Consider the following 24877-nt stretch of genomic DNA (forward strand, 5'->3'; position numbering starts at 1 on the left):
ACGCAATCCCGGTGGTGGACGGGGCGGGACGAACGGACTAAGCCCGTGCTCCGGAGCCGGAGGTGAGGCACGTCACATATGCTGGGCATTCACGAAATCTGGCTGTTCATCCTATCGGGAGTGCTGCTTAACGTCACGCCCGGACCTGATTCCGTCTACGTCATCGGCCGCAGCATGCAGATGGGCTGGCGGGGCGGCGCTGCGGCCGCATTCGGCATCAGTTGCGGCTGTTTCGTCCATGTCGCGGCCGCGGCGATCGGCCTTTCGGCCCTGCTGATGGCCTCCTCGACCGCCTTCTCGATCCTGAAGCTGGTGGGCGCGGCCTATCTCGTCCTGACCGGGCTTCAGATGCTGTGGTCACGCCCGGTGCTGGCAGCGGCAATCGACGAGCCGGTGCGCAGCTCGCTGCGGCGGGTTTTCCTCCAGGGCGTCTTCACCAACGCGCTCAATCCCAAGGTCGCGCTGTTCTTCCTGGCTTTCCTGCCGCAATTCGTCGCAGCCGACTCAGCCCACAAGCCGCTCGCCTTCCTGACGCTCGGCCTGATCTTCATCTTCACGGGAACGCTGTGGTGCCTGGTGCTGGCGGCGTTCGCGGCGAAAGCCGCCCACCGGCTGCGCGAATCCGAGGGCGCAATCGCCTGGGTCAACCGCGCGCTCGGCGGCCTCTTCATCTATCTCGGTATCCGCGTCGCCATGCTGGAGACGCGGTAACTCGTTCGAACGAATGAGGGAAGCTGCGTAGGGTGGGTTACGCCCAGCGTCTGCGCTGCGCGCAACCGCAGTTCTAACCCACCCTACGATCTGTGTTTACGCAAATTCCTTCAGCAGCGCGCTGCCGGCGAGATAAAGACCGAGCAGGATCATCGCGATCAGGAACCAGCGACGGAACGCTTCGGCCGGCATCCGCGCCCGCACCGACTGGCCGATGAGCATGCCGGCAAAGGCCATGGCGAGGCCCACGGCGCCCGGCACGGCATTGGTTGGCGTCAACAGCCCAACGGTGGTGAGGTTGAAGGCGAGCGCCAGCGTTGCCGTGGTGAAGAACACGCCGAGCGCCTGCACCAGCTCGTCCTTCTCCATGCCGATCGCCTGCATGAAGGGCATCGAGGGGATCACCTGCACCCCGGTCGAGGCCGAGATCATGCCGGTGACGACACCGACCACACCGCCGACCCATTTCTCGTTTTGAGACGCAACGTGGAATTGGAACTTGTTCAGCCCGATCACCGCGTAGACGACAAGCAGGACGCCGAGCACGATCGTGCCATAGCGCGCATGCGGGCCGGTTAGCGCGCCGGCATTGAGCCAGCAGCCGATCACGGTGCCGATCATCAGCGGCCACAGCCGCCGCAGGATGTCGCGCAAATACGGGCCGCCGAAGGTCTGCCAGATGTTGGTGACGATGGCGGGCACTATCACGATGGCAATCGCGCGGCTCGGCGCCATGCTCACCGCGAGCAGGCCCATGGACACGGTCGGCAGGCCGAGGCCGACCACGCCTTTGACGAATCCGGCGATCAGGAAGACGGCGGCGATGAGAATGAGAAGCGGGTCGATCATATCAGGTACATTGACCGAAGCCGCGCCGGCGCACAATCTGGAGGTTACGGAGCAAGCCTTCGTTTGAAACGAAGGCTAGAGCATGATCCGGACCCAAAGGGGCCATGTTAGCGCAAAGTGCGCAGCGGTTTTCCGACAAGATCATGCTCCAAGGATGAGAAAGAGACCCGCCATGCGCTTCGACCTTGTCGACCTCCAGCTCTTCATCGCGGTCGCCGACCAGCGCAGCATCACCCGCGGCGCGGAACGGTCGCATCTGGCCCTGGCCTCGGCCAGCGCGCGCATCAAGGGACTCGAGGACGCGCTCGGCGTCGCGCTGCTCAAGCGTGGCCGCCGCGGCGTCGAGTTGACCGCGGCCGGCGAGAGCCTGCTCGATCATGCGCGGCTCGTGATCCACCAGATCGACGCGATGCGCGGCGATCTCGCCGGCTTTGCCTCTGGCGTGCGCGCCAGCGTGCATTTCCTCGCCAATACCTCGGGCCTGTCCGAGCATCTGCCCAAGGCGCTGGCCGGCTTCCTGCGCGAGCATCGGGACGTCGCCGTCGACATCGAGGAGCGCGAGAGCACCGACATCGCGGCGGCGATCACTGCGGGCGCCGCGGATCTCGGCTTTGCCGCCGAGCACGCGCTGTCCGATCATATCGAGCGTTTCGTGTTCAGCGAGGATCGCCTGACGTTGGTCACATCGCGCCGCGGCCCGTTCGCCGGACGGCGGCAGATCGACTTCCAGGAGGCGGGAGCCTGCGACTTCGTCGGGCTGACCAGCGCCACCGCGCTTCAGATGCACATTTCCAAGCACGCCGCTCGGCTCGGCATGCGTCCGCATGTTCGCGCGCGCCTGCGCGATTTCGACGCGATCTGCCAGATGGTCGCGGCCGACGTCGGCGTCGCCCTGGTCCCCGAATCCGCCGCCCGCCGCTGCGCCAAGCTGATGCCGCTCTCGGTCGTTCGACTACGCGACGCCTTCGCCAACCGTCGCCTCGTGATCTGCGCGCGCAGCTTCAAGGCGCTGCCAAGGCCGGCGAAGATGCTGGTGGAGCATCTGCGGGCGGAGGCAGTGTGAGTGTGTTGATGTGAGCCGACGCTGTGGCCGCGTTGTGAGAGGTCGGCTCTTACCCGCTAGAGAACTCTACTTCGCCGTCTCCACCCCGGCGTCCTTGATCACCTTCGCCCACTTCGCGGTCTCGTCGGCGATGAATTGGCGAAAATGCTCCGGCTCGTCGCCGACCAGTGTCGCGCCTTGGGCTGCGAGCTTCTCCTTCACTGTGGGATCCGCCATGGCTTTGGTCACGATGCCATGCAGCGCGGTGACGATCTCCTTCGGCGTGCCCTTCGGCGCCACCATGCCGTACCAGTTCTCGATGTGGAGGCCGGCAAAACCCGCTTCCGCGGTGGTCGGCACCTCAGGCGCGGTCGGGGCGCGGGCGGCCGAGCCGACCGCAATGGGGCGCAAGGCACCCGCCTTGACCTGCGGCAGCAGCACCGGAAGGTCGAGGAACGTCATCTGCACCTGCTGGCCCAGCAGGTCGTTCACCGCCGGCGCGGCACCGCGATAGGGGACGTGCACGATGTCGATCTTGGCCGTCAGCTTGAACAATTCGCCGGCCAGATGCGGCAGGCTGCCGGGGCCGGAGGAGGCGAAGTTGAGCTTTCCCGGCTGCGCCTTGGCGAGCGCGATCAACTCGCCGATGTCTTTCGCGGGCACGTTGGTCGCGACCACGAGCATTTCCGGCACGGTGGCGACCAGCGTCACCGGCGTGAGATCGGTCAGCGTGTCGTAGGCGACTTTCTCCATGCTCGGACTGATCGCGAGCGCGCCGGCTGAGGAGATCGCGACGGTGTAGCCGTCGGGCGGGGCCTTGGCGACGGCGTCGGTGCCGAGCACGCCGCCCTGGCCGCCGCGATTGTCGATCAGGACCGGCTGGCCCGCGAGCTCCGACATGCGCTGGCCGATCACACGCGCGATGATGTCGTTCGGCCCGCCGGCCGGGAACGGCACGATCAGCTTGATCGGTTTTGCCGGAAAATTCTGCGCCGCCACCGCTGACGGCAGCAGCAGGAATAAACCAAGGAGAAGCCTGCGTGAGATGGTCATGCAAGCCTCCCGCTCGCGTTTGTTATGGGTTGAGCAGCCTCAAGGCTTCTTCGTGAACCCTGGCGTCGCCGGCCGCGATGATGCGGCCGCCGCCCTGGGCCGGCTTGCCTTCCCAGGTGGTGACGACGCCGCCCGCACCGGTCACGATCGGGATCAGCGCCGCGATATCATAAGACTTCAGCTCGGTCTCGACCACGAGGTCGACGTGACCTGCGGCCAGCATGCAGTAGGAGTAGCAGTCGCCGCCATAGCGCGACAGCCGTGCGCCCTTTTCGATGCGGCCGAAGATGGCACGATCGCTCTCGTTCATCAGCAAGGGGCTCGTGGTGTAGGACGTCGCTTCCGCGAGCGAGGCGCAGCGGCGGACCTGGAGCCGGCGCTCGCCGGAGGGGCCCTTGTAATTGGCCGAGCCGTTGTCGCCGGAGAAGCGCTCGCCGATGAAGGGCTGGTGCATCATGCCGAACACCGGCGCGCCCTTATGCAGCAGCGCGATCAGGGTCCCCCAGATCGGAAAGCCGCCGATGAAGGATTTGGTGCCGTCGATGGGATCGAGCACCCAGACATAGTCAGCGTCCTCGCGCTCGTTGCCGAATTCCTCGCCGACGATGCCGTGCTGGGGGAAGTTGGCCTTGATCAGCCGCCGCATCACCGCCTCTGCGGCGCGGTCGGCTTCGGTGACCGGATCGAAATCCTTGGTCTTGCTCTTGTCGTCGATCGACAGCGAGGTGCGGAAGAACGGCAGGATGGTTTCGCCGGAGGCGGTGGCGAGCCGTCCGATGAAGGCGGAGAAGTCGATCACCGTCACAGGCCAGGTCCTCAAAGCGAAAGTTGGATGAAGCTCGCCTCCTGCCTAGCTCAATTCGCCTCCCGCGTGCAGCGCTGTCTTGATTTGCACCCTGGTATTTTGGATGCCGAAGCGAGCCTGCCTCCTCTCAGTCATCTCCTGGCCAAATATCGATCATGGCGTTGAAAACTTAGTTCCGACCCTGCCTCGTTCGTATGCAAACATCTATCAACCCATTGAATTTCCTTATCAAAGAAACTGAATCTGGGTTTCCGTGGAAGCAACCGAGCCATGTGCATATTGCATGGGAAACGGCTCAAAAGGCCTTGCACTTTGTGCGGCGCGGTCGCATATTGTTGCGGTGCGGTAGCGCTTGGCGTTACCGCTGCCCTCCTTGGGCGTTTCCTCCCTAGACTTGGGCCGCTTGCGTCATTCGCGAGCGGCCCTTTTTTCTTGGGGGCCTTTCGCTTTCGTTTCCATGTGAAAAGCGAGGCGAAGCGAAGACGCGTTCGCGCCAATGCAGACGACGATCTTACGAAGAGAAGCCGGCGTCTATTCCGCCGCCGCCTGGAACGGGCCGAGATCGCCGAACGGAATCGTGGTCGCCAGCACGTCGGCGAGAACGCCGAAATCGGTCGCCACTTGCGCAAAGCGTGGACTGCGCTCGCGCCGCCGCTCGTCCATGTAAATTGCGCGGTTGAGCTCGAGCTGCACCGCGTGCAGGCCGCTCGCGGGATTGCCGTAATGCTCGGTGATGAAGCCGCCGGCATAGGGCTTGTTGCGGCCGATCGAATAGCCGAGTCCGGTCATGGTCTCCTCGACCCGGTCGGGCAGAAGCGGCGTGCAGCTCGTGCCGTAGCGGTCGCCGATCACGACGTCGGGCCGGCGCGGCTCGTCGCGGGACACGCCGACTGACGGCATCGAGTGGCAATCGACCAGCACCACGGTGCCGAACATCTGGTGCACCTTGTTGATCAGCCGGCGCAACGCGCGATGGTAAGGCTTGTACAGCGTCTCGATCCGGCCCAGCGCATCGTCGACCAGGATGCGGTCGCGGTAAATCTCCTGGCCGTCGCCGACCACGCGCGGAATGGTGCCGAGGCCGCCGGCGACCCGCATCGAGCGGGTGTTTGCGAAGCTCGGCAGGCGGCCGGTGAACATGCGCGGGTCAAGCTCATAGGGCTCGCGATTGACGTCGACATAGGAGCGGGGAAAGTTGACCCTGACGGTCGGAAAGCCGCGCTCGCTCAAGTGGCCGATCAGCTCGTCCATGAAGGAATCTTCGGACCGACGCAGCGTCGTGAGGTCGATCCTGGACGCCGCGAGGAATTCGTCCGGATAGGTCGAGCCGGAATGGGGCGAGTTGAAGATGACCGGCGCGCGCCATTGCGCGGGCTCCACGATCTCGAAGGCTGGCGACGTCTTGCCGTCAAACCGGGTCATCTTCTCAGGCTTCGTCCCTTCACGCCGGGATCTGGCAGGGCGCCAGACCGCATTGATTCGGCCGATCGATGCGGCTCTTATGTGTCGTCATTGTCCGGAATCGCAACCATTCTGCCAAGCGAAAAGATGTATTGGTTCATTGGAACACGTCTTAACCGTGCGGGCAGGGAGGCGTGGATGCGCCCGCGCGGCTCGATTGATTCGGGCTGCTTTCCGGTTCACAACAGTGCGGCAGCGCAGCCGTCTCAGGGTAAAGATTTTCACCCCAAATTTACCCTCTGTCGGGCTTAGTGACCTCTGCTGATATCCTCTGGGGATGCGACGATTCCTGCCATGCCAAAGATCCTGCTCGCCGAAGACGACAACGACATGCGCCGTTTCCTGGTCAAGGCGCTGGAAAACGCCGGTTTTCAGGTCTCGTCCCATGACAACGGCATGGCCGCCTATCAGCGGTTGCGGGAAGAGCCGTTCGAGATGCTGCTCACCGACATCGTGATGCCGGAGATGGACGGCATCGAGCTCGCCCGCCGGGCCTCGGAACTCGACCCCGACATCAAGATCATGTTCATCACCGGCTTTGCCGCGGTTGCCCTGAACTCGGATTCGGACGCCCCCAAGAATGCCAAGGTGCTGTCCAAGCCCGTGCACCTGCGCGAATTGGTCAGCGAAGTGAACAAGATGCTGGCGGCCTAAATCGGCCCCGTTCCGTCCTTGCGCCGGGTCCCCTGAGCCGTTATAGGGACCCCACCCGACCTAAGTGGACTATTAGGGCACGTAGCTCAGCGGGAGAGCACTACCTTGACATGGTAGGGGTCACAGGTTCGATCCCTGTCGTGCCCACCATCCTTCGCTCGCGAAGCGAGTGAAGGATGTCACGCCGAAGCCCAAAGGGCGCAGGCGGACTTGTTGCCGCGAGCTTCGGCTGGGCAGGCCATCGTCTTCGCTCGCGATAGCGAGAGAAGGATGCCGCGCCGAAGCCCAACGGGCGCGGGTGGGCTGCGCCGCGAGCTTCGGCTAGGCAAGCCACAACCCATCTCAACAACAAGCGTGTCCGGCGTAGCTCGAAGAGCGAAGACGGACTGGCGCATTCTTACTCCGCTCCTTGGAACACGCCCTGTCGGTCCGGCATTGTTCCGTCATGCCGAAGTCCTCCACAAAACCCTTCAAGCGCGGCGACCACGTCAGCTGGAATTCCGAGGCCGGCCGCGTGCGCGGCCATATCCTGCGCGTTCACACCGAGGACGTCGACTACAAGGGCTACATCCACCACGCCAGCCCGGACGATCCGCAATACGAAATCCGGAGCGACAAGACCGACCACGTTGCCCTGCACAAGCGCCGCGCATTGCGGTTGTTGAAGAGCTGACGGCCCCGGGAGCCGAGTTGCGTCCATGGCTCATCCGTTCTTCACCATCGGCCATGCCACACGCTCGATCGAGGAGTTCGCCCGATTGTTGCAGGATAGCTCCGTCACCTTCGTGGCCGACGTGCGCACCGTGCCCCGCTCCCGCACCAACCCGCAGTACAATCGCGAGACCCTCCCCAAGTCGCTCGCAACCGCTTCGATCGGTTATGAGCACATTGCCTCGCTCGGCGGCCTACGCAGCCGCAAGCGCGAGGTGCCGCGCGAGACCAATGCATTCTGGCAGAACGGCAGCTTCCACAATTACGCCGACCACGCCATGGGCGCGGCTTTTCATGAAGGGCTCGCGCATTTGCGCGCCGTCGGGCAGGTGCAGCGCTGCGCCATCATGTGCGCGGAGACATTGTGGTGGCGATGCCACCGGCGGATCATCACCGACTATTTGCTCGCGGCCGGCGAGACGGTGTTTCACATTCTCGGGCCCGGGCAAGTCAAACAGGCCGAAATGAATCCGGCGGCGCGGGGCGTGGCCGGCGGCCGCCTGGCCTACCCGGCCGAGGGTTAGCCAACCGTCGCCGGCGAGGTTATGCTTGCGCTCCATCCCGGCTACGATGCTGCCTCAGACAAGAGGTCGCCCATGAGCATATCCGTCATCGAGCAAGCAAAAATCCAGGCGCAGGTGCTGGTGCCGCTGGTCAAGGCGCTGCAGGCCGAGCTCGGCGAGGTGCGCGCCAACGCGCTGGTGCGCAAGGCGCTCGGCGATCTCTATCGCGGCTTCGGCGAGGAGTTTTGGAAAGCCAAGAACGATAGCGATCTCGGCAAGGCCGTATCGTCGGCCTTCAGGACCTATGCCCGCGACGATGCGCTCGCCTATGACGTGATCGAACAGTCGCATGACGCCTTCGCGTTCGACGTTACGCGCTGCGCCTATGCCGAGTTTTACAAGGCGCTCGGCGAGCCGGAGCTCGGCTTCCTGCTGGTCTGTACTGCGGACTTTGCGACCGCGGAAGGCTTTGGCTCCGGCGTCAGACTCACGCGCACGCAGACGATCATGCAAGGCGCCGATCATTGCGACTTCCGCTACCGGCGCGACAATGGCGGGACGCCATGAAGGCAATGATCCGGGCGATCGGCCTCGCCGTGGCATTGCCGTCGCTGATCGTAACCAACGAATGTCCGGGGGCGATATTCAATATCCAATGACGCAAATCGACGAAAAGGCCCCCGAAGTGCGCGTTCGACAGCAATGACGAACACGCGAAGGAGCATCGCCGATCACAATCTACCCTACCAGATACTTCTTCACCGCCGCCTCGTCCCATTCGATCCCGTTGCCCGGCTCCTCGCCCGGCAGCGCAAAGCCGTCCTTGATCTTGAGGCGCGTTGCCAGCACGGCATCAGCCCAGTCGACATATTCCAGCCAATGCGCAGTCGGCGTCACGCAGAGCAGGTGGGCGCTGACTTCCGAGAACAGATGCGTGGACATCTCGATGCCGGCGGCGTGCGCCAGTGACGCCGCACGCAGCCAACCGGTGACGCCGCCGATGCGCTGCACGTCGGGCATCACGTAGTCGCAGGCTTCCGCCGAGAGCGCGGTCTGCATCGCGAAGGCGCTGTCAAAATTCTCGCCGATCTGGATCGGCGTGCGCAGCGCATCGGCAATGCGGGCGCAGCCGGCATGATCGTCATGGCGGATCGGCTCCTCGATCCAGGTCAACCCTTCGTCGTCGAGCATCTCGCCGCGGCGGATGGCCTCGGTCACCGTGAGCGCCTGGTTGTAGTCGCACATCAGCGTGACCTGATCGCCGACGGCTTTTCGCACCGCGCGAACGACGGCGAGATCCTCTCGCGCATCGGGGCGGCCGACGCGGATCTTGGCGGCCCGAAACCCTTCGGCCAGCAGCTTGTGGGCCTCCTCGACCGCGGCGCCCGCCGGCATGATGCCGAGCCCCTTCGAATTGTAAGCCCTGACCGGCTTCGGCGCGCCGCCGAGCAGCCGCGCCAGCGGCAGGCCCTTGCTGCGCGCGAGCGCATCCCAGGCCGCCATGTCGATGCCGGATTGCGCCAGCCGCTGCAGGCCGGCCAGGCCCAGCAGCGTGAAGCGCTGGGTCAGCTTGCGCTCGATCTCGAACGGCAGCAGTTCGTCACCGGCAAGCAGCTCTGACATTTCCGCGACCATCGACGTCAGCGGTTTCAGGACCGACGGCGTGATCGAGAACAAATAGGCATGCCCACGGGCGCCCTGGTCGGTCTCGCAGTCGATCAGCACCAGCGGTGCCTTGGCGACCGCGCCCGTCGATGTCTGGAGCGGCAGGTTCATCGGCACGATCACGGGCCGCGCGTTGAAGCGCTTGATGCGAATGGTCTCGGTCATGGGATCTCCCGGCGGGGTGAATGCAGCTTGATGCCGATCTTAAACATTCGTCATGAAACGAAAAGCCGCCTGCCGCGACCACCATAAAATGGGGTTGCGCGGGCGCGCGTTTATCGGCCTTGTGTTGCACATATTGGACCGCAAATTCCCCGAGTTTGCGACAAAACCGCCCACGACGGAGCCACAGCGTGAAACAAGAGATCTCCGAAGAGCAGCGCAAGAGCGGCATCCTGACCGGTGCCGCGGTCGCCTTCCTCCTGCTCGCTTTGCCGCTCGCGGTGTGGCTGGATCTGACCGAGCTCAGCAAGACGGCGTTGCGCCGGCAGGCGGTCGATCTCAACTCGGTGATCACGAGCGTGCGCAGCTACTACGCTTCCAACGTGGTCGGGCGAATCCTTGCCAATCCCGACGGCACGACCCAGGTGGTTCACAATTACGAATCCGTCTCCGGCGCGATCCCGATTCCCGCGACGCTGTCGCTGGAGCTCGGACGGGTGATCGGCGCGCAGCAGGAGAACATCACCTACCGCTTTGTCTCGGACTTCCCGTTCCAGAACCGCGCAACGCACCAGCTCGACAAGTTCGAAAAGGACGCGCTCGATGCGCTTCGCAACGATCCCGAGCAGAAGATTGTCGACACCGAGACCTCGCTGTTCTCAGACAAGGTTCGCCTGGTCGCGCCCGTCGCGATGGGTCCGGCTTGCGTGAGTTGCCACAACAGCCACCCCGAGAGCCCGAAGAAGGACTGGAAGGTCGGCGACGTCAGAGGCATCCAGGAGGTGATCATCGCACAGCCGATCGCCGCCAACATCTTTTCGTTCAAGTTCCTGCTGGCCTATTTCCTGATCGCCGCCGGCAGCGGGCTGGCGTTCCTGTCGCTGCAGCGCCGGCAGGCCGGCCGCATCAAGACCATGAACAGGGAGCTCGAATCCGCCAACGACTTCCTGGCCTCGCTGTCGATGAAGATCTCGCGCTACATCCCGCCGCAGGTCTACAAGAGCATCTTCTCCGGCCAGAAGGACGTCACCATCCACACCGAGCGCAAGAAGCTCACCATCTTCTTCTCCGACATCCAGAATTTCACGGCCACCGCCGAACGGCTGCAGCCGGAGCAGCTGACCCAGCTCCTCAACGAATATTTTACGGAGATGTCGGCGATCGCCCATGACTATGGCGGCACCATCGACAAGTTCATCGGCGACGCCATGCTGATCTTCTTCGGCGATCCCGAGACCAGGGGCGATCGCGCCGATGCGCAGGCCTGTCTGCAGATGGCCTGGCGCATGCAGCAGCGTCTTGCCGAGCTCAATGCGAAATGGCGGGCGTCCGGCATCGAGCAACCGTTCCGCTCGCGCATGGGCATCAACTCGGGCTATTGCAATGTCGGAAATTTCGGCAGCTCCGACCGCATGGACTACACCATCATCGGCGCCGAGGCGAACCTCGCCGCGCGCCTGCAGTCGATCGCCGAGCCCGGCGGCATCGTGTTGAGCTACGAGACCTTCGCGCTCGTCAGCGACATCGTCCGCGCCCACGCTTTGCCGGCGATCACGATGAAGGGCATCAGCCGCGAGGTGATTCCCTATTCGGTCGACGCGCTCAACGACGGGACGGCAGAGCGAAGCGGCATCATCACCGAGCGCGCGCCGGGGCTCGAGCTCTATCTCGATCCCGCGGTGGTGAAGTCAGGCGACGCCGCACGGGTACGCGCGCTGCTGGAGAGCGCGTTGGCCTCGCTGAAGCCGGCGTGAGGGTGGCGAGCTTTTGATTGGGCTCGGATGGTGCCAAGGGACCGGTGTGCTCCCTCTGCCGCTTGCGGGCGAGGGTAGGGGTGAGGGCTCCCTCTTCTTGGGGAGTCTCGATTGCGGATGCACCCTCTCCCCAGCTCTCCCCCGCAAGCGGGGGAGGGAGCACACCTGCTCCGTCGATGCACTGCGGTGCTGACCACACGCGCAAGCCGGCAATACGTTACATGGGTTACCTCACCGCGCCGCGCCTTCCGTGAAGGCGGTCTCGATCACATCCCCAAAAGGTTGCCACGACCGCCCGTCGAACTGGACGAGCCGCATCTGCTTGATCGGCAGATAGTTGCTCGGCGAGGTATTCATTCTGATGTTGGGCAGCGCGACGGAGGGGTTGTACCCCCTCAACGAGGCCGCCTGACGCATGATGTTCTCGCGTGACAGGTCGTCGCCGCACTGCTTCAGCACCTGCGTCAACGCCTCGGCCGCGGCGTAGCCGTAGACCGCGGCGTTGTTGTTGTTGCTTTCGACCTGATGGTACTTGTCCATGAAGGCGAACCATTCCTTCATGGCGGGATCGTCTTTCCAGGCGGGGTCGCTCGGGTCCTTCAGGAAGGTCGCCGAGATCACGCCGGCCGAATTCTCCAGGCCCGCGGGCGCCATCGCATTGGCAATCGAGGCGGAGGCATCGTTGACGATGAAGACCGGGCGCCAGTTGAGCGAAGCCGCCAGCTTGATCACCTTGGAGGCCGTCGACGGCACGCCGAGAAAGACGAAGATATCGGCGCCGGCGCGCTTGAGGATCGAGACGTGGCCGTCGAGGTGCTCGTCGCCGATGTCAAAGGCAATGTCGACGAGGACATGGCGGTTCAAGTCGCCCAGTCCGTCCTGGATCCCCTTGTAGAGCATGCGTCCGAACTGGTCGTTCTGCCAGAGCACGACGATCTTCTTCCTGGGGTAATAGGCTTGAATGTAGTTGGCATAGATGCGCCCCTCCGACCGGATCGACGGCTGCCAGCCCATGGTCCAGGGGAACGCCCTGGCCTGGCTCAGCTCCTCGTCGCCGGAGGCGACGAAAAGCTGCGGGACCTTCTTCTCGTTCAGATACCAGCGCGCGGCGAGATTGCCGGGCGTGCCGAACGATCCGAACATCAGGTGCACGTCGTCCTTCTCGACCAGATTGCGCGTCAGCTCCAGGGCGGTCGACGGATCGGAATTGTCGTCGCGCGTGATGAAGCGGATCTTGCGGCCGTTGATGCCGCCGCGCGCGTTGATCATGTCGAAATAAGCGGCTTCCGCCTGACCGATCGCGCCGAATTCAGAAAGCGCTCCCGAATACGGCATGACATTGCCGATGCGGATCTCCTTGTCGCTCGCCGGCTGTTCGGCGTGTTGCTGCGACATCGCCCCCAGCGAGGCGAAAGCGACGATCGAAACGAACAGCACTCTTCCGGTGACGCGCATGCTCGACACCTTGTCGTTGGCCCCGAACGAGGTCGGCTCAATCCGCACCAAGGCCGATTGATGTAGGTCAGGCGTTTGGCGATCGTGTGGCTTGGCCAGGCATTTCAGACGCGCGCATGTAGGGGGCGAATGAAATGGCAGGTGTGTTGACGGGCTGTTGCGGCACTCTGCGTGTGTAGCCCTCCTCTGATCGGGAGAATCCCCGTGTGGTACCCCCTCTCCCTAACCCTCCCCCGCAAGGGGGGAGGGACATACCAAGCGCGTGGTAGGAGACTCGACTTATCAAGACGCTTTCGATGAGCCGCAGTGCAACCGCGCACGCCGCTGGGCTCCCTCCCCCCTTGCGGGCGAGGGCGGGGGAGAGGGGTAGGCCCAGCAAATGGTGTGAGTTGTCGATAGCGGAGCTACGCCCCGGCTACGGCAATCCTCGCGCTTCGAGCTGATGCACCAGCAGCAGCGTCGGCTCGGCGAGGCTGTCGCCGGAGCCGTCGAGACCGAAGGCGCTCGCGATGCCCTCGCGGCTGCGTAGCAATGCGCTGCGCGGGCAATGGCCGGCGCCGCAAAGCGTCTTCTTCAAGGTTTCGCCTTGTGCCACGAGGGCTGCGGAATCGTCCGCAGCCCAGGCCAGTACGATCGGCACATCGACGTTGAGGATACCGGGGAACACCGAGCGCTTGTTGTATTGGCTGACATCGCTGCCGAGATAGGCCTTCTCGCTGTCGCTCGCGTCCTTGCCCGCGCGGTAGATGCCGGACACCAGCACGATTGCGGCGACATCGGCGCGATCGGACTGCAATTCGGGATGCGCCAGCAGGGTCGCGACATGGAAGGCGCCGGCGCCGTAGCCGACCGCGACGATCTCGCGGGCGTCACCGTTGAACAGGTCGATATTGCCGTGAACCCAGGACAGCGCCGCCGCCACGTCGGTCGCCCCCGTCGGCCAGGTCGCCGCGGGGGCCAGGCGATAACTGACACGCACGCCGATCATGTCGTTGCGCGCGGCAAAGCACATCGCCTGGTCCTGGATCTGGCGCGACAAGTCCGGCGCGGCACGGTCGCCGGTAAATGTGTCGCCGGTGACGAACAGCAGCACCGGCCGCGGCGTGTCCGCCTTGGTGGCGCTGCTGGCGACATCGAGCACGTTGGCTTCGCTCTCGCCGTAGCGCAGGCCGCGCGAGAAGGTGACCTGCTCGCATAACCGCGCGGTGCCGCCGGCACTGGTGTCGGAATCGGTGAGGCCCGCTTGCACGAGATCGGAGGGCGGCGAGAGCCGGCTCGGCAAAGGTCCGTGCGCGGAGGCCGTGGTCATGGTCAGAAGCAGCAAGATTGTCGGATAATTCTTCATGGTGATGCCGGCCTTCGGGGGCCCATATTGGCCCGCTGATGTGGCCTGTCTTTTCAATTCGCCTCATTAGTCAGCCGGCCTTGAGGCGAATTCGCGGCACCTCTCGCCGATCTGCGGCCGGCGCGGAACGGGCGGCCGGTCCGGCGCGCAGCCGCGTTTGGAACGCAAGCAGGGGCCCCGGGGCCGGCTGCGCGCCGCCGCCGCTTTGTCTCGATGCGTCAAGCCGTTGCCCGGCGCCGCCGAGGCTCGAGCCGGAAATGGCCTTCTACTGTGCATGGGGTTGTTTTCGAAAGTCTGTTTTGGACGGCTTGTCAGGTCGGCGTCATCGTCCGAAACGTGATGGAGTAACGGCGTGCCTCGACCGGCGGGATGCTGTGCTCCCATTGCGAGCGCGCCTCGCCTTGCATCATGTAGAGCGAGCGCGGCTGCGCCTCGAGCGTATGGCGCTGCCATTTGTCGCCGCTCCGGCGGCGGAAGCGAAACTTGCAGGCCGAGCCCAGCGACAGGCCGAGGATCTCCTTGAAATGCGGCTTGTCGCGGTGCCAGCCAATGCCGACGCCGATGTCGTATTCGGTACAGAGCACCTGGCGGACGCTGGCTTCCGGCAGCCCGGCCCATGCCTCGGTCTGGCGCGCGATCGGCAGGAGCCAGTCCGGGATCGGCTCCGCCTCGGCCAGCCGCTGCAGCGAATAGTCATAGCGGTAGCCGAACGACGCCACCCGGCGGTTGCCCTCGAACGCCCCGAACTGGAAGCGTCGGAGCGGCAATGCTGCGATGCGGCCGATCAGCGCCCGCTCGACGGCGGCTTCGATAAAATTGTCGACAGAGCGAAGCCCGGAAGGTCCTGCTTCCGGCTCAGTGAATAATCCGAGCTGCGTCATTCCTCGCATTTCCGTGACGGAACCTTTTGCCGGCTCAAGCGACTTACATATGACGCGGGAAGTAACGTGCGAGAGGCTGTCATGGCACATAAGCATACCGCCGATCCGGCAGAGATCATGCGGGCGACCGGCCATCCCGAGCTGGAATATGCCGCCGGCTGGACCATCGCTGGTCTGGTCACCATCGGCGCCATCGTCGCCGCCTGGGTCTTCGCGATCTAGGCATGATCCGGAAAAGTGTGAAGCGGTTTTCCGAATAGATCATGCCCGACCAAGAAACTGAGGGGTGAAGCAGCGCCTTTTCGCCGGACATGCCGATGGCGCGGTCGAGGCTGCCGCTGGCCTCGATCGAGCTCGCTGGAAACCGGCTCCTGAGGTCGGCGATCACGGGCGCGAGCTCGGTGCACTCGTTCTGCGGCAGGCTCTCGGCGTGGGCGAGCTCGCGTAAGCGCTGCGCCATTGCCTCCAGGCGCTGCGTGTCGGACACGATGTTGGCGATGAACGTGTTCTGCTCGGTCGGCGTCAGGCCCTCGGATTTGCCTTGAACCGAATCCTGCAACAGAGGCGATCGGCTACCGTCCGTCGCAAATGTCCTATTCCGCCTGCTCCAGCGCCGCCGGCATTTTCGCCACCGACATCAATGACCGTGCGACCTGGTTGAGCAGCAGGTCCGCATTCTCTTCCTCGGCGAGGGATTTGGAGAGCAGGGCGACGATGGCGCTATGCCGGAGCTGCTGCGCCAGGCTACGAGCCGGACATCTCGTAATGTTCGACGCGCTGGGCCGCTGAGATCAGCGCGAGGTCGGCGGCTGCGTCCTCCTTCTCCTCAGCTTCCTTCATGACCTCCTGGCCTTCCTCGATCAGGCCCATCATGCCCTTGCAGGGCTTGGCGCGAGCATTCTCGCCGAGCAGTTCGAAGCATTCGTTGATGCGCTCGACCTGATTTTCGGTCTCGGCCAGATGCTGCTCGAACAATTCACGCAACTGATCGAAGCGAGCGGACTGCGCCATCTTGGGCAGCGCCTTGGTCAGCTGCTTCTCGGCATGGAGAATGTCACGCAGCTCATGGAGCAGGAGATCGGTCAGACCGGCCTCGTCGACGGGCGGAGAACTCTCCGCGACGATCGATGTGGCGGTGCCGGGGATCGGCGGACTGGATGGCTCGCGCTCTGGGGGAAACGATGCGCGTCAACCAGTGCTCGGAATGTTCGTCTAGCCACGCTCGAGATGCGGATCGCTCCTCTACGCCGCCCGCGCGATCAATCCGTCGATCATCGCGCGCACGAGGCCTGCGATTTCCTTGCGCAGCGCCGGCAACGGCACGGCAACCAGCTTCTGTTCCAGTCCGAGCGCCACCATGCCATGCACCGCCGAGAACAGGCTGCGCGCCGTGATGCCGAGCTCCTCGCGGCTGCGCTTTGGAAACAGCGCGGCCAGCGGTTGGTAGATGTGGCGGAACAGCTGCATCTGATCCTGGACGGACCAGTCGGGGACGACCTTGTCGGCCTCCATGCGGTGCTCGAACAGCGCGCGCCAGAGCTGGAGATTTTCGGCCGCGAAATCGCAATAGGCGAGGGCGATGCGGACCAGCGTCTCTTGCGGTGATGGCTCGCCCGCGTCTTCCGCGGCGCCAAGCGCCTCGTCGAGGCGAAGCAGCGTGCGCGAGCCCACACGCAGGATCAGCTCGTCCATGTCAGCCACGAGATTGTAGACCGCGCCGTTGGCGCAGCCGATCTCGCGGGCGAGATCGCGGGTTTTCACCCCCGACAATCCACGGTCAGCGATCATCCGCTCCGCCGCCAGGACCAAGTCGGCGCGAAGTTTATCTCGCCGTTCCAATGCTTTAGGCATCTATTCGTCAGATTCCTGAGCGACGCTCAAAATATTCTTGAACGATGTTCAAGTTTCCTGCTACAAAGTGTTTGTGAGCAGCGCTCATAACAGGGAGCAACAGATGTTCAAGACCGTCGTGACACTTTTCCGCGGCAGCGTAGCCGCCGCCGGCGAGGAGCTGGAGGACCGGACAGCCCTCCTCATTCTCGACCAGCAGATGCGCGATGCCGCCGCCGCCGTCGAGCGCAGCAAACGAACGCTGGCGCTGGCGATTGCGCAGGACCAGCAGGAGGGCCGCAAGCTGGAGGCGACCGTTGCCCGCATTGCCGATCTCGAAACCCGCGCGGTTGCGGCGCTCGACGGCGGCCGTGACGATCTCGCCAGGGAGGCCGCCGAAGCCATCGCAGGCCTGGAGGCCGACCGCGATGCCGCGATGACGGCCCGCGCGCTGTTCGCGACCGAGATCGCCCGGCTGAAGCGGCACGTCGCCAACGCTCAGGCCCGCATCACCGAGCTCGATCGCGGCCGCCGCGTCGCTCGTGCCTCGGAGGCGGTGCGCTCGCTTCGGCGTAGCGGCATCGAGGCGGCGCGTCCCTATGAATCTACGCTGCCGGAGGCGGAGAGCACTTTGCGGCGTCTGCGCGATCGGCAGATGGAAGCTCAGGCGGCCGACGATGCGCTGGTCGAGCTCGATGCGGCCACCGGTCCGCTCGCGACCGCCGAGAGACTTGCCGAGCAGGGCTTTGGCCCGCGGCTGAAGACGACCGCGGACGACGTGCTGGCGCGGCTGAAGTCCAGGCGCACGCCCACGACCTGATCCCGAATCCCATCATCATTGAACCAACAGGAGACCATCATGAACCAGAACGGCCAACCCCACAGCAGTGCCTGGGTCACCTTCACTTACGCGTCCTTCGCAGCTTCCGCCTTCCTCCTCGCCATCGGCATCTTCTTCTTGCCGATCGACTTCTGGATGAAGGGCTATCTCACCATGGGTATCGTCATGCTGGTCCAGACCTGCATCACCCTGACCAAGACGGTGCGCGACAATCACGAGAGCAGCCGGCTGGTCAATCGCATCGAGGACGCGAAGGCCGAGCGGCTCTTGATGGAGGTGTCCAAGGCCGCTTGAAAAAACGCCTTGAGCCGATCCGGACGAGAGAGAGCCTCGGAGCAACACGCGCCGCGGCTCTCGCGTCGCAACCATCCGGAATGACGTCTTGATGGCCGCAATCCGCATCGCGCATTGTGCTTCGGCCGCAGGTGCGATATGGCTCTCGCGCTTTTAGAGGCGGAGACGAGCTTTGTCGAAACAATCGCTGCGTGAGGAGGCCGAGCGCCTGATCCGCGAATCGATGGAAAAGAAATCCATCGTCGTCAAGCAGGGCACGACCCGCATCGAGGCTGTCTGCGGCAAGTGCGGCGCCCCGAACCGGGTCCAGGCGGAGAAGGGCCAGAGCCGCGTCAAGTTCGCCTGCAAGAATTGCGGGCACAAGCAAGAGACGCTGTAGGCTTCTTACCTCTCCCGTAAGAACGGGGCGAGGGAGTGATAGAGCGGTGCAAGCCTACTCCCCCTCCACAAACTTCCTGAACGCGTCCGCGTAATCCGGATGCCAGCGCGACAGCGGCGGACGGTTCTCGACGATGTCGCCGGCGGCCCACAGCATGCGCTTCTCGTCGAGCGCGCGCGGCACGTCGTTGTCCGGGCACAGGATGTAGAAATCGCCGGCCTCCAGGCGCGCCTGCATGAAATCGACCGTCTGCTCCGGCGTCCAGGCGCCGGCCGGCTTCTCGGTGCGGCCCTTCGCGGTGAGGCCGGTGAAGACGAAGCCGGGGATCAGCAGGTGCGCCGTGACGCGACAGTCCTTCGTGTTGCGCAGCTCGTGCTGGAGCGCCTCGGTGAATGCTTTCACGCCGGCCTTGGAGACGTTGTAGGCGGGATCGCCCGGCGGCGTGGTGATGCCCTGCTTGGAGCCGGTGTTGATGATGAGGCCGCATTTGCCGCGCGCGATCATGTTGGGCGCGAAGATGCGCGAGCCGTTGATGATGCCCCACATGTTGACGGCGATGATGCGCTGCCAGTGATCGGGCTCGCCGAACAGCGTGCTGCCCGGCTGGATGCCGGCATTGTTCATGAGGACGTCGGTGCCGCCGAACCGCTCGCGCACCGCGCGCTCCAGTTCCGCCAGGCTCTCGGCGTTGCTGACATCGACCGCGAAGGTCATCACGTCTACGGCAGACGTGACGGATGACAATTTTGTTGCAGCCTCTGCCAACCGGGGTTCGTCGACGTCAGCGATACACACCTTCATTCCAGCGCGCGCAAATGCGGTGGCGGCGGCAAATCCGATGCCGGATGCGCCGCCTGTGATCACGGCAACATTGTCTTTGGCGATCGCGGCATGTGGCATGGTGCGTCTCCGCAGGAGGGGCTTCGCGCGAGCTATAACATGGCGGCTGCGCGACCCTGCACAAGTCGGCATGGGAGGTCTTCGTTCCACGCTGCCTTTACGCCTTTCCGGCCCCGCTGTATCCTTCGACATAACGATCCCGCCCAGATCGAACCAATCAATCACCTGACAGGGAGTGCAGCCATGGCTGTGTCGCAGGCTATTCCGATCACGCGCCATCCGTTCGCGAACGGGTCCTACAAGCAGATGCTGATCGACGGGAAATGGGTCGATGCAGCCTCGGGCAAGCGCTTCGAGACCCGCAATCCCGCAACGGGCGAGCTGCTCGCAACTGTCGCCGAAGGTGACAAGGAAGACATCGATCGTGCGGTTGCCGCCGCCCGCCGCGCCTTCGAAGGACCCTGGAGCAAGGTCAAGCCGTTCGAGCGGCAGAACCTACTCCTCAGGCTTGCCGACCTCGTCGAGAAGAATTTTGACGAATTGTCGCAGCTCGACACGCTGGACATGGGCGCGCCGCTCAGCCGCACCCGGGCCTATCGCCTGCGTGCCGTCGGCATGCTGCGCTATTACGCCGGCCAGACCACCGCGATCCACGGCGAGACCATCGAGAACTCGCTGCCGGGCGAAATCTTCTCCTACACGCTGAAGGAGCCGATCGGCGTCGTCGGCGCCATCATTCCCTGGAACGGGCCGCTCACCGCGACGATCTGGAAGATCGGTCCCGCGATCGCGACCGGCTGCACCGTCGTGCTCAAGCCCGCCGAAGAGGCGCCGCTGACCTCGCTGCGCATCGCCGAGCTGGCGATGGAGGCGGGCATTCCGCCCGGCGTCGTCAACGTCGTGCCCGGCTATGGCGAGACCGCCGGCGCCGCGCTCGCCTCGCATCATGACGTCGACAAGGTCGCGTTCACGGGCTCCCATGTCACCGGGCAATCGATCATCCGCGCCTCCGCCAGCAATCTGAAGCGCGTATCGCTCGAGCTCGGCGGCAAGTCGCCGGACATCGTGTTCGCGGACGCCGATCTCGATGCCGCCGTGCCCGGCGCCGCGATGGCGGTGTTTGCCAATTCCGGGCAGATCTGCAGCGCCGGCACGCGTCTGTTCGTCGAGCAGTCGATCTACGAGGAGTTCGTCGGTCGCGTTGCCGAGTTCGGCAAGAAGCTGCAGGTCGGCAACGGCCTCGATCCCAATGTGCAGATCGGCCCGCTGGTTTCCGAGCAGCAGCTCGAACGCGTCACCGGCTATCTCGACATCGGCCAGAAGGAAGGCGCACGCGCGCTCGCCGGCGGCGGCCGCGTCACCGAGGGTGCGCTGTCGAAGGGCTTCTTCGTCTCGCCGACGGTATTTGCCGGCGTCCAGGACAACATGCGCATCGCGCAGGAGGAGATCTTTGGCCCCGTCATCTCGGCGATCGCGTTCAAGGACATGGAAGAGCTCGTCAAGCGCGCCAACAACACCACCTTCGGCCTCGGTTCGGGGCTGTGGACGCGCGACGTCAGCAAGGCGCATGCGGTCGCAAAATCGCTGCGCGCCGGTTCGGTGTGGGTGAACTGCTACCAGGCGATGGATCCGGCCGTGCCCTTCGGCGGCTACAAGATGAGCGGCTACGGCCGCGAGTCCGGCAAGCAGCATGTCGAGGAATATCTCAACGTGAAGGCCGTCTGGATCAAGACGGCGTAAGGCCTGTCCTTCTTGGCCTCTCCCCGCCTGCGGGGAGAGGCCGGAATGCGCGCGAAGCGCGGATTCCGGGTGAGGGGCAGTCTCCGCGGACTGCGCTCGCACCGAAATTGCCGAGATAGCCCCTCACCCCAACCCTCTCCCCGTAAGAACGGGGAGAGGGAGAACGAGCGCCGGCCTTTCAGGCTGCCATTTCCCTTCTATCCACATCCTTTCATAGACATCCGGGGACCACATGAAATTCGAAGCGTTGTTTAGACCGTTGCAGGTCGGTCCGTACAAGCTTGCGCATCGCGTCGCGATGGCGCCGCTGACGCGCATGCGGGCCGAGCGCGAGAGCTTTTCGCCGCGACCGCTCAACGCTGAATATTACGCCCAGCGCGCCACGCCCGGCGGCCTGATCATCGCCGAAGCCTCGCCGGTGCTGTCGCACGGCCGCGGCAATCCGGCGACGCCCGGCATCTATTCGCAGGCGCAGATCGACGGCTGGCGCAAGGTGGTCGACGCGGTGCACGCAAAGGGCGGCATCATCTTCCTCCAGCTCTGGCATGTCGGCCGCGTCTCGCATTCCTCCTTCCATGGCGGTGAGCTGCCGGTTTCGGCCTCGGCGATCCCGATCAAGGGGGAGGGGATGAAGGCGATGACGGCCGACGGCAGGATCTCGGACTATGAGACGCCGCGCGCGCTGGAGACCGAGGAGATCAAGAATATCGTCGAGGCGTTCCGGCAAGGCGCGAAGAATGCGCTCGCCGCCGGTTTCGACGGTGTCGAGATCCACGGCGCCAACGGCTACCTGCTCGAGCAATTCCTGCAGTCGCGCAGCAACCAGCGCACCGATCAATATGGCGGCTCGATCGAGAACCGCGCGCGGCTGCTGCTCGAAGTCACGCAGGCGGCGATCGAGGTCTGGGGCGCGAACCGCGTCGGCGTGCGGCTCTCGCCCCACGGCATCGCCAATGATTCCGGCGAGCCGGATCCGATGCCGCTCTACACCTACGTCGTGAAGGCGCTGGACAAGCTCGGTCTCGCTTATCTGCACTTCATCGAGCCACGCTCCAGCGGCGCCGGCCGTGCCGACGTCCATTGGGAGAACGTGCCATCGGCGATGGTGCTGTTCCGTCCGCTCTACAGCGGCGTGCTGATGACCGCCGGCGGCTTCACCGGCGAGACCGCGAACGCGGCGATCGCCGACGGCCACGCCGACGTCATCGCCTTCGGCCGCATCTTCATCTCCAACCCCGATCTGCCGCACCGCCTCGCGCACGATTATCCGATCACGCCGTACAACCGTGCGACGTTCTATGGCGGCGAGGAAAAGGGGTATACGGATTATCCGGTGTATGACGAGTTGACGCCGGCTTAGCTACGGGGCTCTTGTGTCGCTCCGCCGGCCATCTCAAACTCCGTCATTGCGAGCGCAGCGAAGCAATGACGACGGAGAGACACCAATGGCCAAAGCCGCCGCCGCCGCAGGGATCGCCGCCGGCCAATGCCTCTGCGGCAAGGTCACCTTCGAGATCGACGTCCCCGCGCGCTGGGCCTGGCATGATCACTCCGCGGCCAGTCGCCGCGCCCATGGCGCGGCCTACGCTACCTACGTTGGAAGCTGGAAGAAGCGCTTCCGCATCACCTCCGGCAAGACCGCGCTCACGCGCTATGAGGACAAGGCGACCAAGACCGCGCGCAGCTTCTGCTCGCATTGCGGCACGCCGATCGCCTATGAGCGTCCGCGCGGGCCCCATATGGTCAACATCCCCCGCGCGCTGTTTCGGGAACGCACCGGCCGGCAGCCGCTCTACCACATCGCGATCGAAGAGCTGCAGGAATGGGCCTATACCGGCGAGCCGCTGGTGCCGCTGAAGGGCTTTCCCGGCGTGGTCTGGCAGCGCTCGAAAAGGAAGAAGCGCGCGGGCGGCGAGGACCCGTTCGAGCTGGGGCGGGAGGAAATCTAGCCCGCCATTTGCTCCGCTCGTGCCCCGGACGCAGCGCGGCGCGAAGTGCCGCACTGCCGAGCCGGGGCCCATGCGTCAGCGAGCTCGGTGCGGATTCTAAGTCCCGGCTCTGCGTCGCAACGTTGCACGTTGCGCCGCGTCCGGGACACGAGACCGTCACACGCAACGCAGCCATGACCGCGCTTCCTTGCGCGCTCCCTTCGACTTCGGCCATCATGCCTTCAGTCCTTGCGGTAACGTCCGCTCCTGGAGGAAAGATGAAGAACAAGATCACCGGCCGCTCCGCCTTTCTTGCGCTGCTCAAGGACGAGGGCATCACGCATCTGTTCGGCAATCCCGGCACCACCGAGCTGCCGATCATGCATGCGCTGAAAGACCATCCTGACCTCACCTACGTGATGGCGATGCAGGAGAGCCTGGTGGTCGCGATCGCCGACGGTTATAGCCGCGCCTCCGGCAAGCTCGTCGCCTGCAACGTCCACGTCGCGCCCGGCCTCGGCAACGCCATGGGCTCGCTCTACAACGCCCAGTTCACGGGCACGCCGATGATCCTGACGGCCGGCCAGCAGGAACAGGGCCACGGGCTGATGGAGCCGGTGCTGTATGGGCCGCTCGTGCGCATGGCCGAGCCGCTGGTGAAATGGGCGGTCGAGGTGACGCGGCTGGAGGATTTGCCGCGCATCGTGCGCCGCGCCGCCAAGGTCGCGACCACGCCGCCGACCGGGCCGGTGTTCATTTCGCTGCCCGGCGACATCCTGAACAGCGAGGCCGGAATCGACCTCGGCCGCTCCACCCGCATCGACGCTCGCGTGAAACCGTCGGACGAAGCCTTGAAGGTTTTTGCCGCGCGGCTCCTCAGGGCGGAGCGCCCTGCCATTGTGACCATGGACGAGGTGGTGAAGAGCGACGCACTGAGGGAAGCCGCCGAGCTCGCCGAGCTGCTCGGTGCGGCCGCTTACCAGTCTTCGACGCCGTATGGATCGCACTTCCTCTCGGAGAGCCCGAGCTTCGTCGGCACACTGGCGCGCGTGCAGAAGGTCGCGCGCGATATGCTGGCGCCCTATGACCTCTTGATTGCGCTCGGCGGCGATCCCTTGCGGATGTCGGTCTATAGCGAGATCGATGCGCTGCCGGATGGACTCGGCATCGTGCAGATCGGTCTCGTCGATTGGGAGATCGCCAAGAATTACGGCGCCGAGATCGCGCTGAAGGCGGATCTGAAGGAAACGCTGCGCGCGCTGATCCCGGTGCTGAAGGAGATGGGCGGCCCGACGCTCGCGGGCCGCGCGAGGCAACGCCTCGTCGAGCTCGCGCCGAAGAACTGGACCGCACGCCGCGCGGCGCTGGTCGAGCAGATCGGCAAGAGCGCAGGCCGCGCGCCGATCGATCCGGACTTTTTGGTGCTGCAGATGATCGAGGCGATGCCCGACAGCGCCATCCTGATCGACGAAGGCCTCACCTCCAGCCGCCAGATCACGGCGCTGCGGCCGCATCGTGACCGCTATGGCTATCACGGCCTTGCTTCCGGCGGCATCGGCTGGGGCCTGCCGGCCTCCGTCGGCGCCAGCATCGCCAATCCGGATCGTCCGGTCGTCTGCTTCTCGGGCGATGGTAGCGCGATGTATTCGATCCAGTCGCTGTGGACGGCGGCGCATCACAAGCTGCCGCTCAACGTCGTCATCGCCAACAATGGCGGTTACCGCATCATCAAGCAGCGCCTGCTCGCCTTCCACGGCGACGACAATTACGTTGGCATGGACTTCGTCGATCCCCCCGTGGATTTTGCCGGCGTCGCGAAGGCGCTGGGCTGCGAGGCGATCAGGATCAGCGACCCCCGCGAGCTGAAGGCGACGCTGGCGTCGGCGTTCAATCGGCCCGGCACCAAGCTGATCGAGGTGATGGTGGACGGGAAGGTGTAGCCCCGCTGTCGTCCCGGCGAACGCCGGGACCCAT

General features: G+C 64.7%; 25 protein-coding genes, 1 tRNA gene and 2 pseudogenes. 16 read left to right on the forward strand and 12 right to left on the reverse strand.

Annotated features, from left to right (window positions below; translation table 11 throughout):
• Positions 1-78 precede the first annotated feature (78 nt).
• Positions 79-711, forward strand: a complete 633-nt coding sequence (locus tag UNPA324_RS26985; RefSeq protein ID WP_128921684.1) for a LysE family translocator — start codon at positions 79-81, stop codon at positions 709-711.
• Between the two features lie 96 nt (positions 712-807).
• Here UNPA324_RS26985 and UNPA324_RS26990 read toward each other — a convergent pair whose 3' ends face one another.
• Complete coding sequence (locus UNPA324_RS26990) at positions 808-1560, reverse strand: sulfite exporter TauE/SafE family protein (protein WP_128921683.1); 753 nt, start codon at positions 1558-1560, stop codon at positions 808-810.
• A gap of 172 nt (positions 1561-1732) precedes the next feature.
• Between UNPA324_RS26990 and UNPA324_RS26995 the strand changes: the two genes are divergently transcribed.
• Positions 1733-2623, forward strand: coding sequence for a LysR substrate-binding domain-containing protein (locus tag UNPA324_RS26995; RefSeq protein WP_128921682.1), 891 nt, complete (start codon positions 1733-1735; stop codon positions 2621-2623).
• A 66-nt stretch (positions 2624-2689) separates the two neighbouring features.
• On the opposite strand, the gene UNPA324_RS27000 is transcribed toward UNPA324_RS26995, so the two are convergent.
• The 3 genes from UNPA324_RS27000 to UNPA324_RS27010 form a co-directional block, all read right to left on the reverse strand.
• A complete protein-coding gene (locus UNPA324_RS27000) occupies positions 2690-3655 on the reverse strand; it encodes a Bug family tripartite tricarboxylate transporter substrate binding protein (RefSeq protein WP_141936807.1) in 966 nt (321 codons plus the stop codon).
• Positions 3656-3677: 22 nt separating this feature from the next.
• Entirely contained in the window at positions 3678-4460 is a 783-nt protein-coding gene (gene hisN / locus UNPA324_RS27005) for a histidinol-phosphatase (RefSeq protein WP_141936809.1), read from the reverse strand.
• A 531-nt stretch (positions 4461-4991) separates the two neighbouring features.
• Entirely contained in the window at positions 4992-5882 is an 891-nt protein-coding gene (locus tag UNPA324_RS27010) for an N-formylglutamate amidohydrolase (protein ID WP_128921679.1), read from the reverse strand.
• A gap of 333 nt (positions 5883-6215) precedes the next feature.
• Here UNPA324_RS27010 and cpdR point away from each other — a divergent pair, with 333 nt between their 5' ends.
• The 5 genes from cpdR (at position 6216) to UNPA324_RS27040 (ending at position 8356) form a co-directional block, all read left to right on the forward strand.
• The gene (gene cpdR, locus UNPA324_RS27020; protein WP_007597092.1) at positions 6216-6575 is read left to right on the forward strand and encodes a cell cycle two-component system response regulator CpdR; all 360 of its coding nucleotides are present in this window, start codon (positions 6216-6218) and stop codon (positions 6573-6575) included.
• A 75-nt stretch (positions 6576-6650) separates the two neighbouring features.
• Positions 6651-6725: transfer RNA gene (locus UNPA324_RS27025), tRNA-Val, on the forward strand.
• A 295-nt stretch (positions 6726-7020) separates the two neighbouring features.
• Positions 7021-7248: a hypervirulence associated TUDOR domain-containing protein gene (locus UNPA324_RS27030; protein ID WP_128921678.1), complete on the forward strand. Its 228-nt coding sequence runs from the start codon at positions 7021-7023 to the stop codon at positions 7246-7248.
• A gap of 25 nt (positions 7249-7273) precedes the next feature.
• On the forward strand, positions 7274-7810 hold the full coding sequence (locus UNPA324_RS27035) for a DUF488 domain-containing protein (protein WP_128921677.1): 537 nt from the start codon (positions 7274-7276) through the stop codon (positions 7808-7810).
• 72 nt (positions 7811-7882) lie between these two features.
• A complete protein-coding gene (locus UNPA324_RS27040; protein ID WP_141936811.1) occupies positions 7883-8356 on the forward strand; it encodes an L-2-amino-thiazoline-4-carboxylic acid hydrolase in 474 nt (157 codons plus the stop codon).
• A gap of 171 nt (positions 8357-8527) precedes the next feature.
• Here UNPA324_RS27040 and UNPA324_RS27045 read toward each other — a convergent pair whose 3' ends face one another.
• Positions 8528-9619, reverse strand: a complete 1092-nt coding sequence (locus tag UNPA324_RS27045; protein WP_141936813.1) for an enolase C-terminal domain-like protein — start codon at positions 9617-9619, stop codon at positions 8528-8530.
• Positions 9620-9807: 188 nt separating this feature from the next.
• Here UNPA324_RS27045 and UNPA324_RS27050 point away from each other — a divergent pair, with 188 nt between their 5' ends.
• Positions 9808-11370 carry an adenylate/guanylate cyclase domain-containing protein gene (locus UNPA324_RS27050; protein ID WP_128921674.1) on the forward strand — a complete coding sequence of 521 codons (1563 nt, stop codon included), beginning with the start codon at positions 9808-9810 and terminating at the stop codon, positions 11368-11370.
• Positions 11371-11601: 231 nt separating this feature from the next.
• On the opposite strand, the gene UNPA324_RS27060 is transcribed toward UNPA324_RS27050, so the two are convergent.
• From UNPA324_RS27060 to UNPA324_RS27070, 3 genes are all read right to left on the reverse strand, one after another.
• Entirely contained in the window at positions 11602-12825 is a 1224-nt protein-coding gene (locus tag UNPA324_RS27060) for an ABC transporter substrate-binding protein (RefSeq protein ID WP_164937392.1), read from the reverse strand.
• A gap of 415 nt (positions 12826-13240) precedes the next feature.
• Positions 13241-14170, reverse strand: a complete 930-nt coding sequence (locus tag UNPA324_RS27065; RefSeq protein WP_128921739.1) for an alpha/beta hydrolase — start codon at positions 14168-14170, stop codon at positions 13241-13243.
• Positions 14171-14481: 311 nt separating this feature from the next.
• Positions 14482-15051: an alpha-ketoglutarate-dependent dioxygenase AlkB gene (locus tag UNPA324_RS27070; protein WP_141936817.1), complete on the reverse strand. Its 570-nt coding sequence runs from the start codon at positions 15049-15051 to the stop codon at positions 14482-14484.
• An 81-nt stretch (positions 15052-15132) separates the two neighbouring features.
• Between UNPA324_RS27070 and UNPA324_RS35340 the strand changes: the two genes are divergently transcribed.
• Positions 15133-15273, forward strand: a complete 141-nt coding sequence (locus UNPA324_RS35340) for a hypothetical protein (protein ID WP_164936531.1) — start codon at positions 15133-15135, stop codon at positions 15271-15273.
• A gap of 67 nt (positions 15274-15340) precedes the next feature.
• On the opposite strand, the pseudogene UNPA324_RS27075 reads toward UNPA324_RS35340, so the two are convergent.
• The 3 genes and pseudogenes from UNPA324_RS27075 to UNPA324_RS27085 form a co-directional block, all read right to left on the reverse strand.
• Positions 15341-15613 (reverse strand): annotated as a pseudogene (locus tag UNPA324_RS27075) (two-component sensor histidine kinase); the annotation flags it as partial.
• A gap of 31 nt (positions 15614-15644) precedes the next feature.
• Positions 15645-16191, reverse strand: a pseudogene (locus UNPA324_RS27080) (DUF892 family protein); the annotation flags it as partial.
• 102 nt (positions 16192-16293) lie between these two features.
• On the reverse strand, positions 16294-16902 hold the full coding sequence (locus tag UNPA324_RS27085; RefSeq protein WP_141936818.1) for a TetR/AcrR family transcriptional regulator: 609 nt from the start codon (positions 16900-16902) through the stop codon (positions 16294-16296).
• Positions 16903-17005: 103 nt separating this feature from the next.
• On the opposite strand from UNPA324_RS27085, the gene UNPA324_RS27090 reads away from it, so the two are divergent.
• The 3 genes from UNPA324_RS27090 (at position 17006) to UNPA324_RS27100 (ending at position 18395) form a co-directional block, all read left to right on the forward strand.
• Positions 17006-17701: a PspA/IM30 family protein gene (locus UNPA324_RS27090; protein ID WP_128921670.1), complete on the forward strand. Its 696-nt coding sequence runs from the start codon at positions 17006-17008 to the stop codon at positions 17699-17701.
• 39 nt (positions 17702-17740) lie between these two features.
• Positions 17741-18016, forward strand: a complete 276-nt coding sequence (locus UNPA324_RS27095; protein WP_141936821.1) for a YiaA/YiaB family inner membrane protein — start codon at positions 17741-17743, stop codon at positions 18014-18016.
• A 172-nt stretch (positions 18017-18188) separates the two neighbouring features.
• On the forward strand, positions 18189-18395 hold the full coding sequence (locus tag UNPA324_RS27100; RefSeq protein WP_128921668.1) for a hypothetical protein: 207 nt from the start codon (positions 18189-18191) through the stop codon (positions 18393-18395).
• A gap of 54 nt (positions 18396-18449) precedes the next feature.
• Here UNPA324_RS27100 and UNPA324_RS27105 read toward each other — a convergent pair whose 3' ends face one another.
• Positions 18450-19295, reverse strand: a complete 846-nt coding sequence (locus UNPA324_RS27105) for an SDR family NAD(P)-dependent oxidoreductase (protein WP_141936823.1) — start codon at positions 19293-19295, stop codon at positions 18450-18452.
• Between the two features lie 183 nt (positions 19296-19478).
• Here UNPA324_RS27105 and UNPA324_RS27110 point away from each other — a divergent pair, with 183 nt between their 5' ends.
• The 4 genes from UNPA324_RS27110 to UNPA324_RS27125 all read left to right on the forward strand — a co-directional run bounded on the left by UNPA324_RS27110 (position 19479) and on the right by UNPA324_RS27125 (position 24843).
• Positions 19479-20975 (forward strand): aldehyde dehydrogenase family protein, encoded by a 1497-nt coding sequence (locus tag UNPA324_RS27110; protein WP_164936529.1) that lies wholly within the window; start codon positions 19479-19481, stop codon positions 20973-20975.
• A 232-nt stretch (positions 20976-21207) separates the two neighbouring features.
• Complete coding sequence (locus UNPA324_RS27115) at positions 21208-22335, forward strand: alkene reductase (RefSeq protein ID WP_128921665.1); 1128 nt, start codon at positions 21208-21210, stop codon at positions 22333-22335.
• Between the two features lie 85 nt (positions 22336-22420).
• Positions 22421-22924 carry a GFA family protein gene (locus tag UNPA324_RS27120; RefSeq protein ID WP_141936824.1) on the forward strand — a complete coding sequence of 168 codons (504 nt, stop codon included), beginning with the start codon at positions 22421-22423 and terminating at the stop codon, positions 22922-22924.
• Positions 22925-23181: 257 nt separating this feature from the next.
• On the forward strand, positions 23182-24843 hold the full coding sequence (locus UNPA324_RS27125; protein ID WP_141936826.1) for a thiamine pyrophosphate-binding protein: 1662 nt from the start codon (positions 23182-23184) through the stop codon (positions 24841-24843).
• The last annotated feature ends 34 nt before the right edge of the window (positions 24844-24877 follow it).

This window comes from Bradyrhizobium sp. UNPA324 (genome assembly GCF_006658635.1).
Classification (GTDB): domain Bacteria; phylum Pseudomonadota; class Alphaproteobacteria; order Rhizobiales; family Xanthobacteraceae; genus Bradyrhizobium; species Bradyrhizobium nanningense.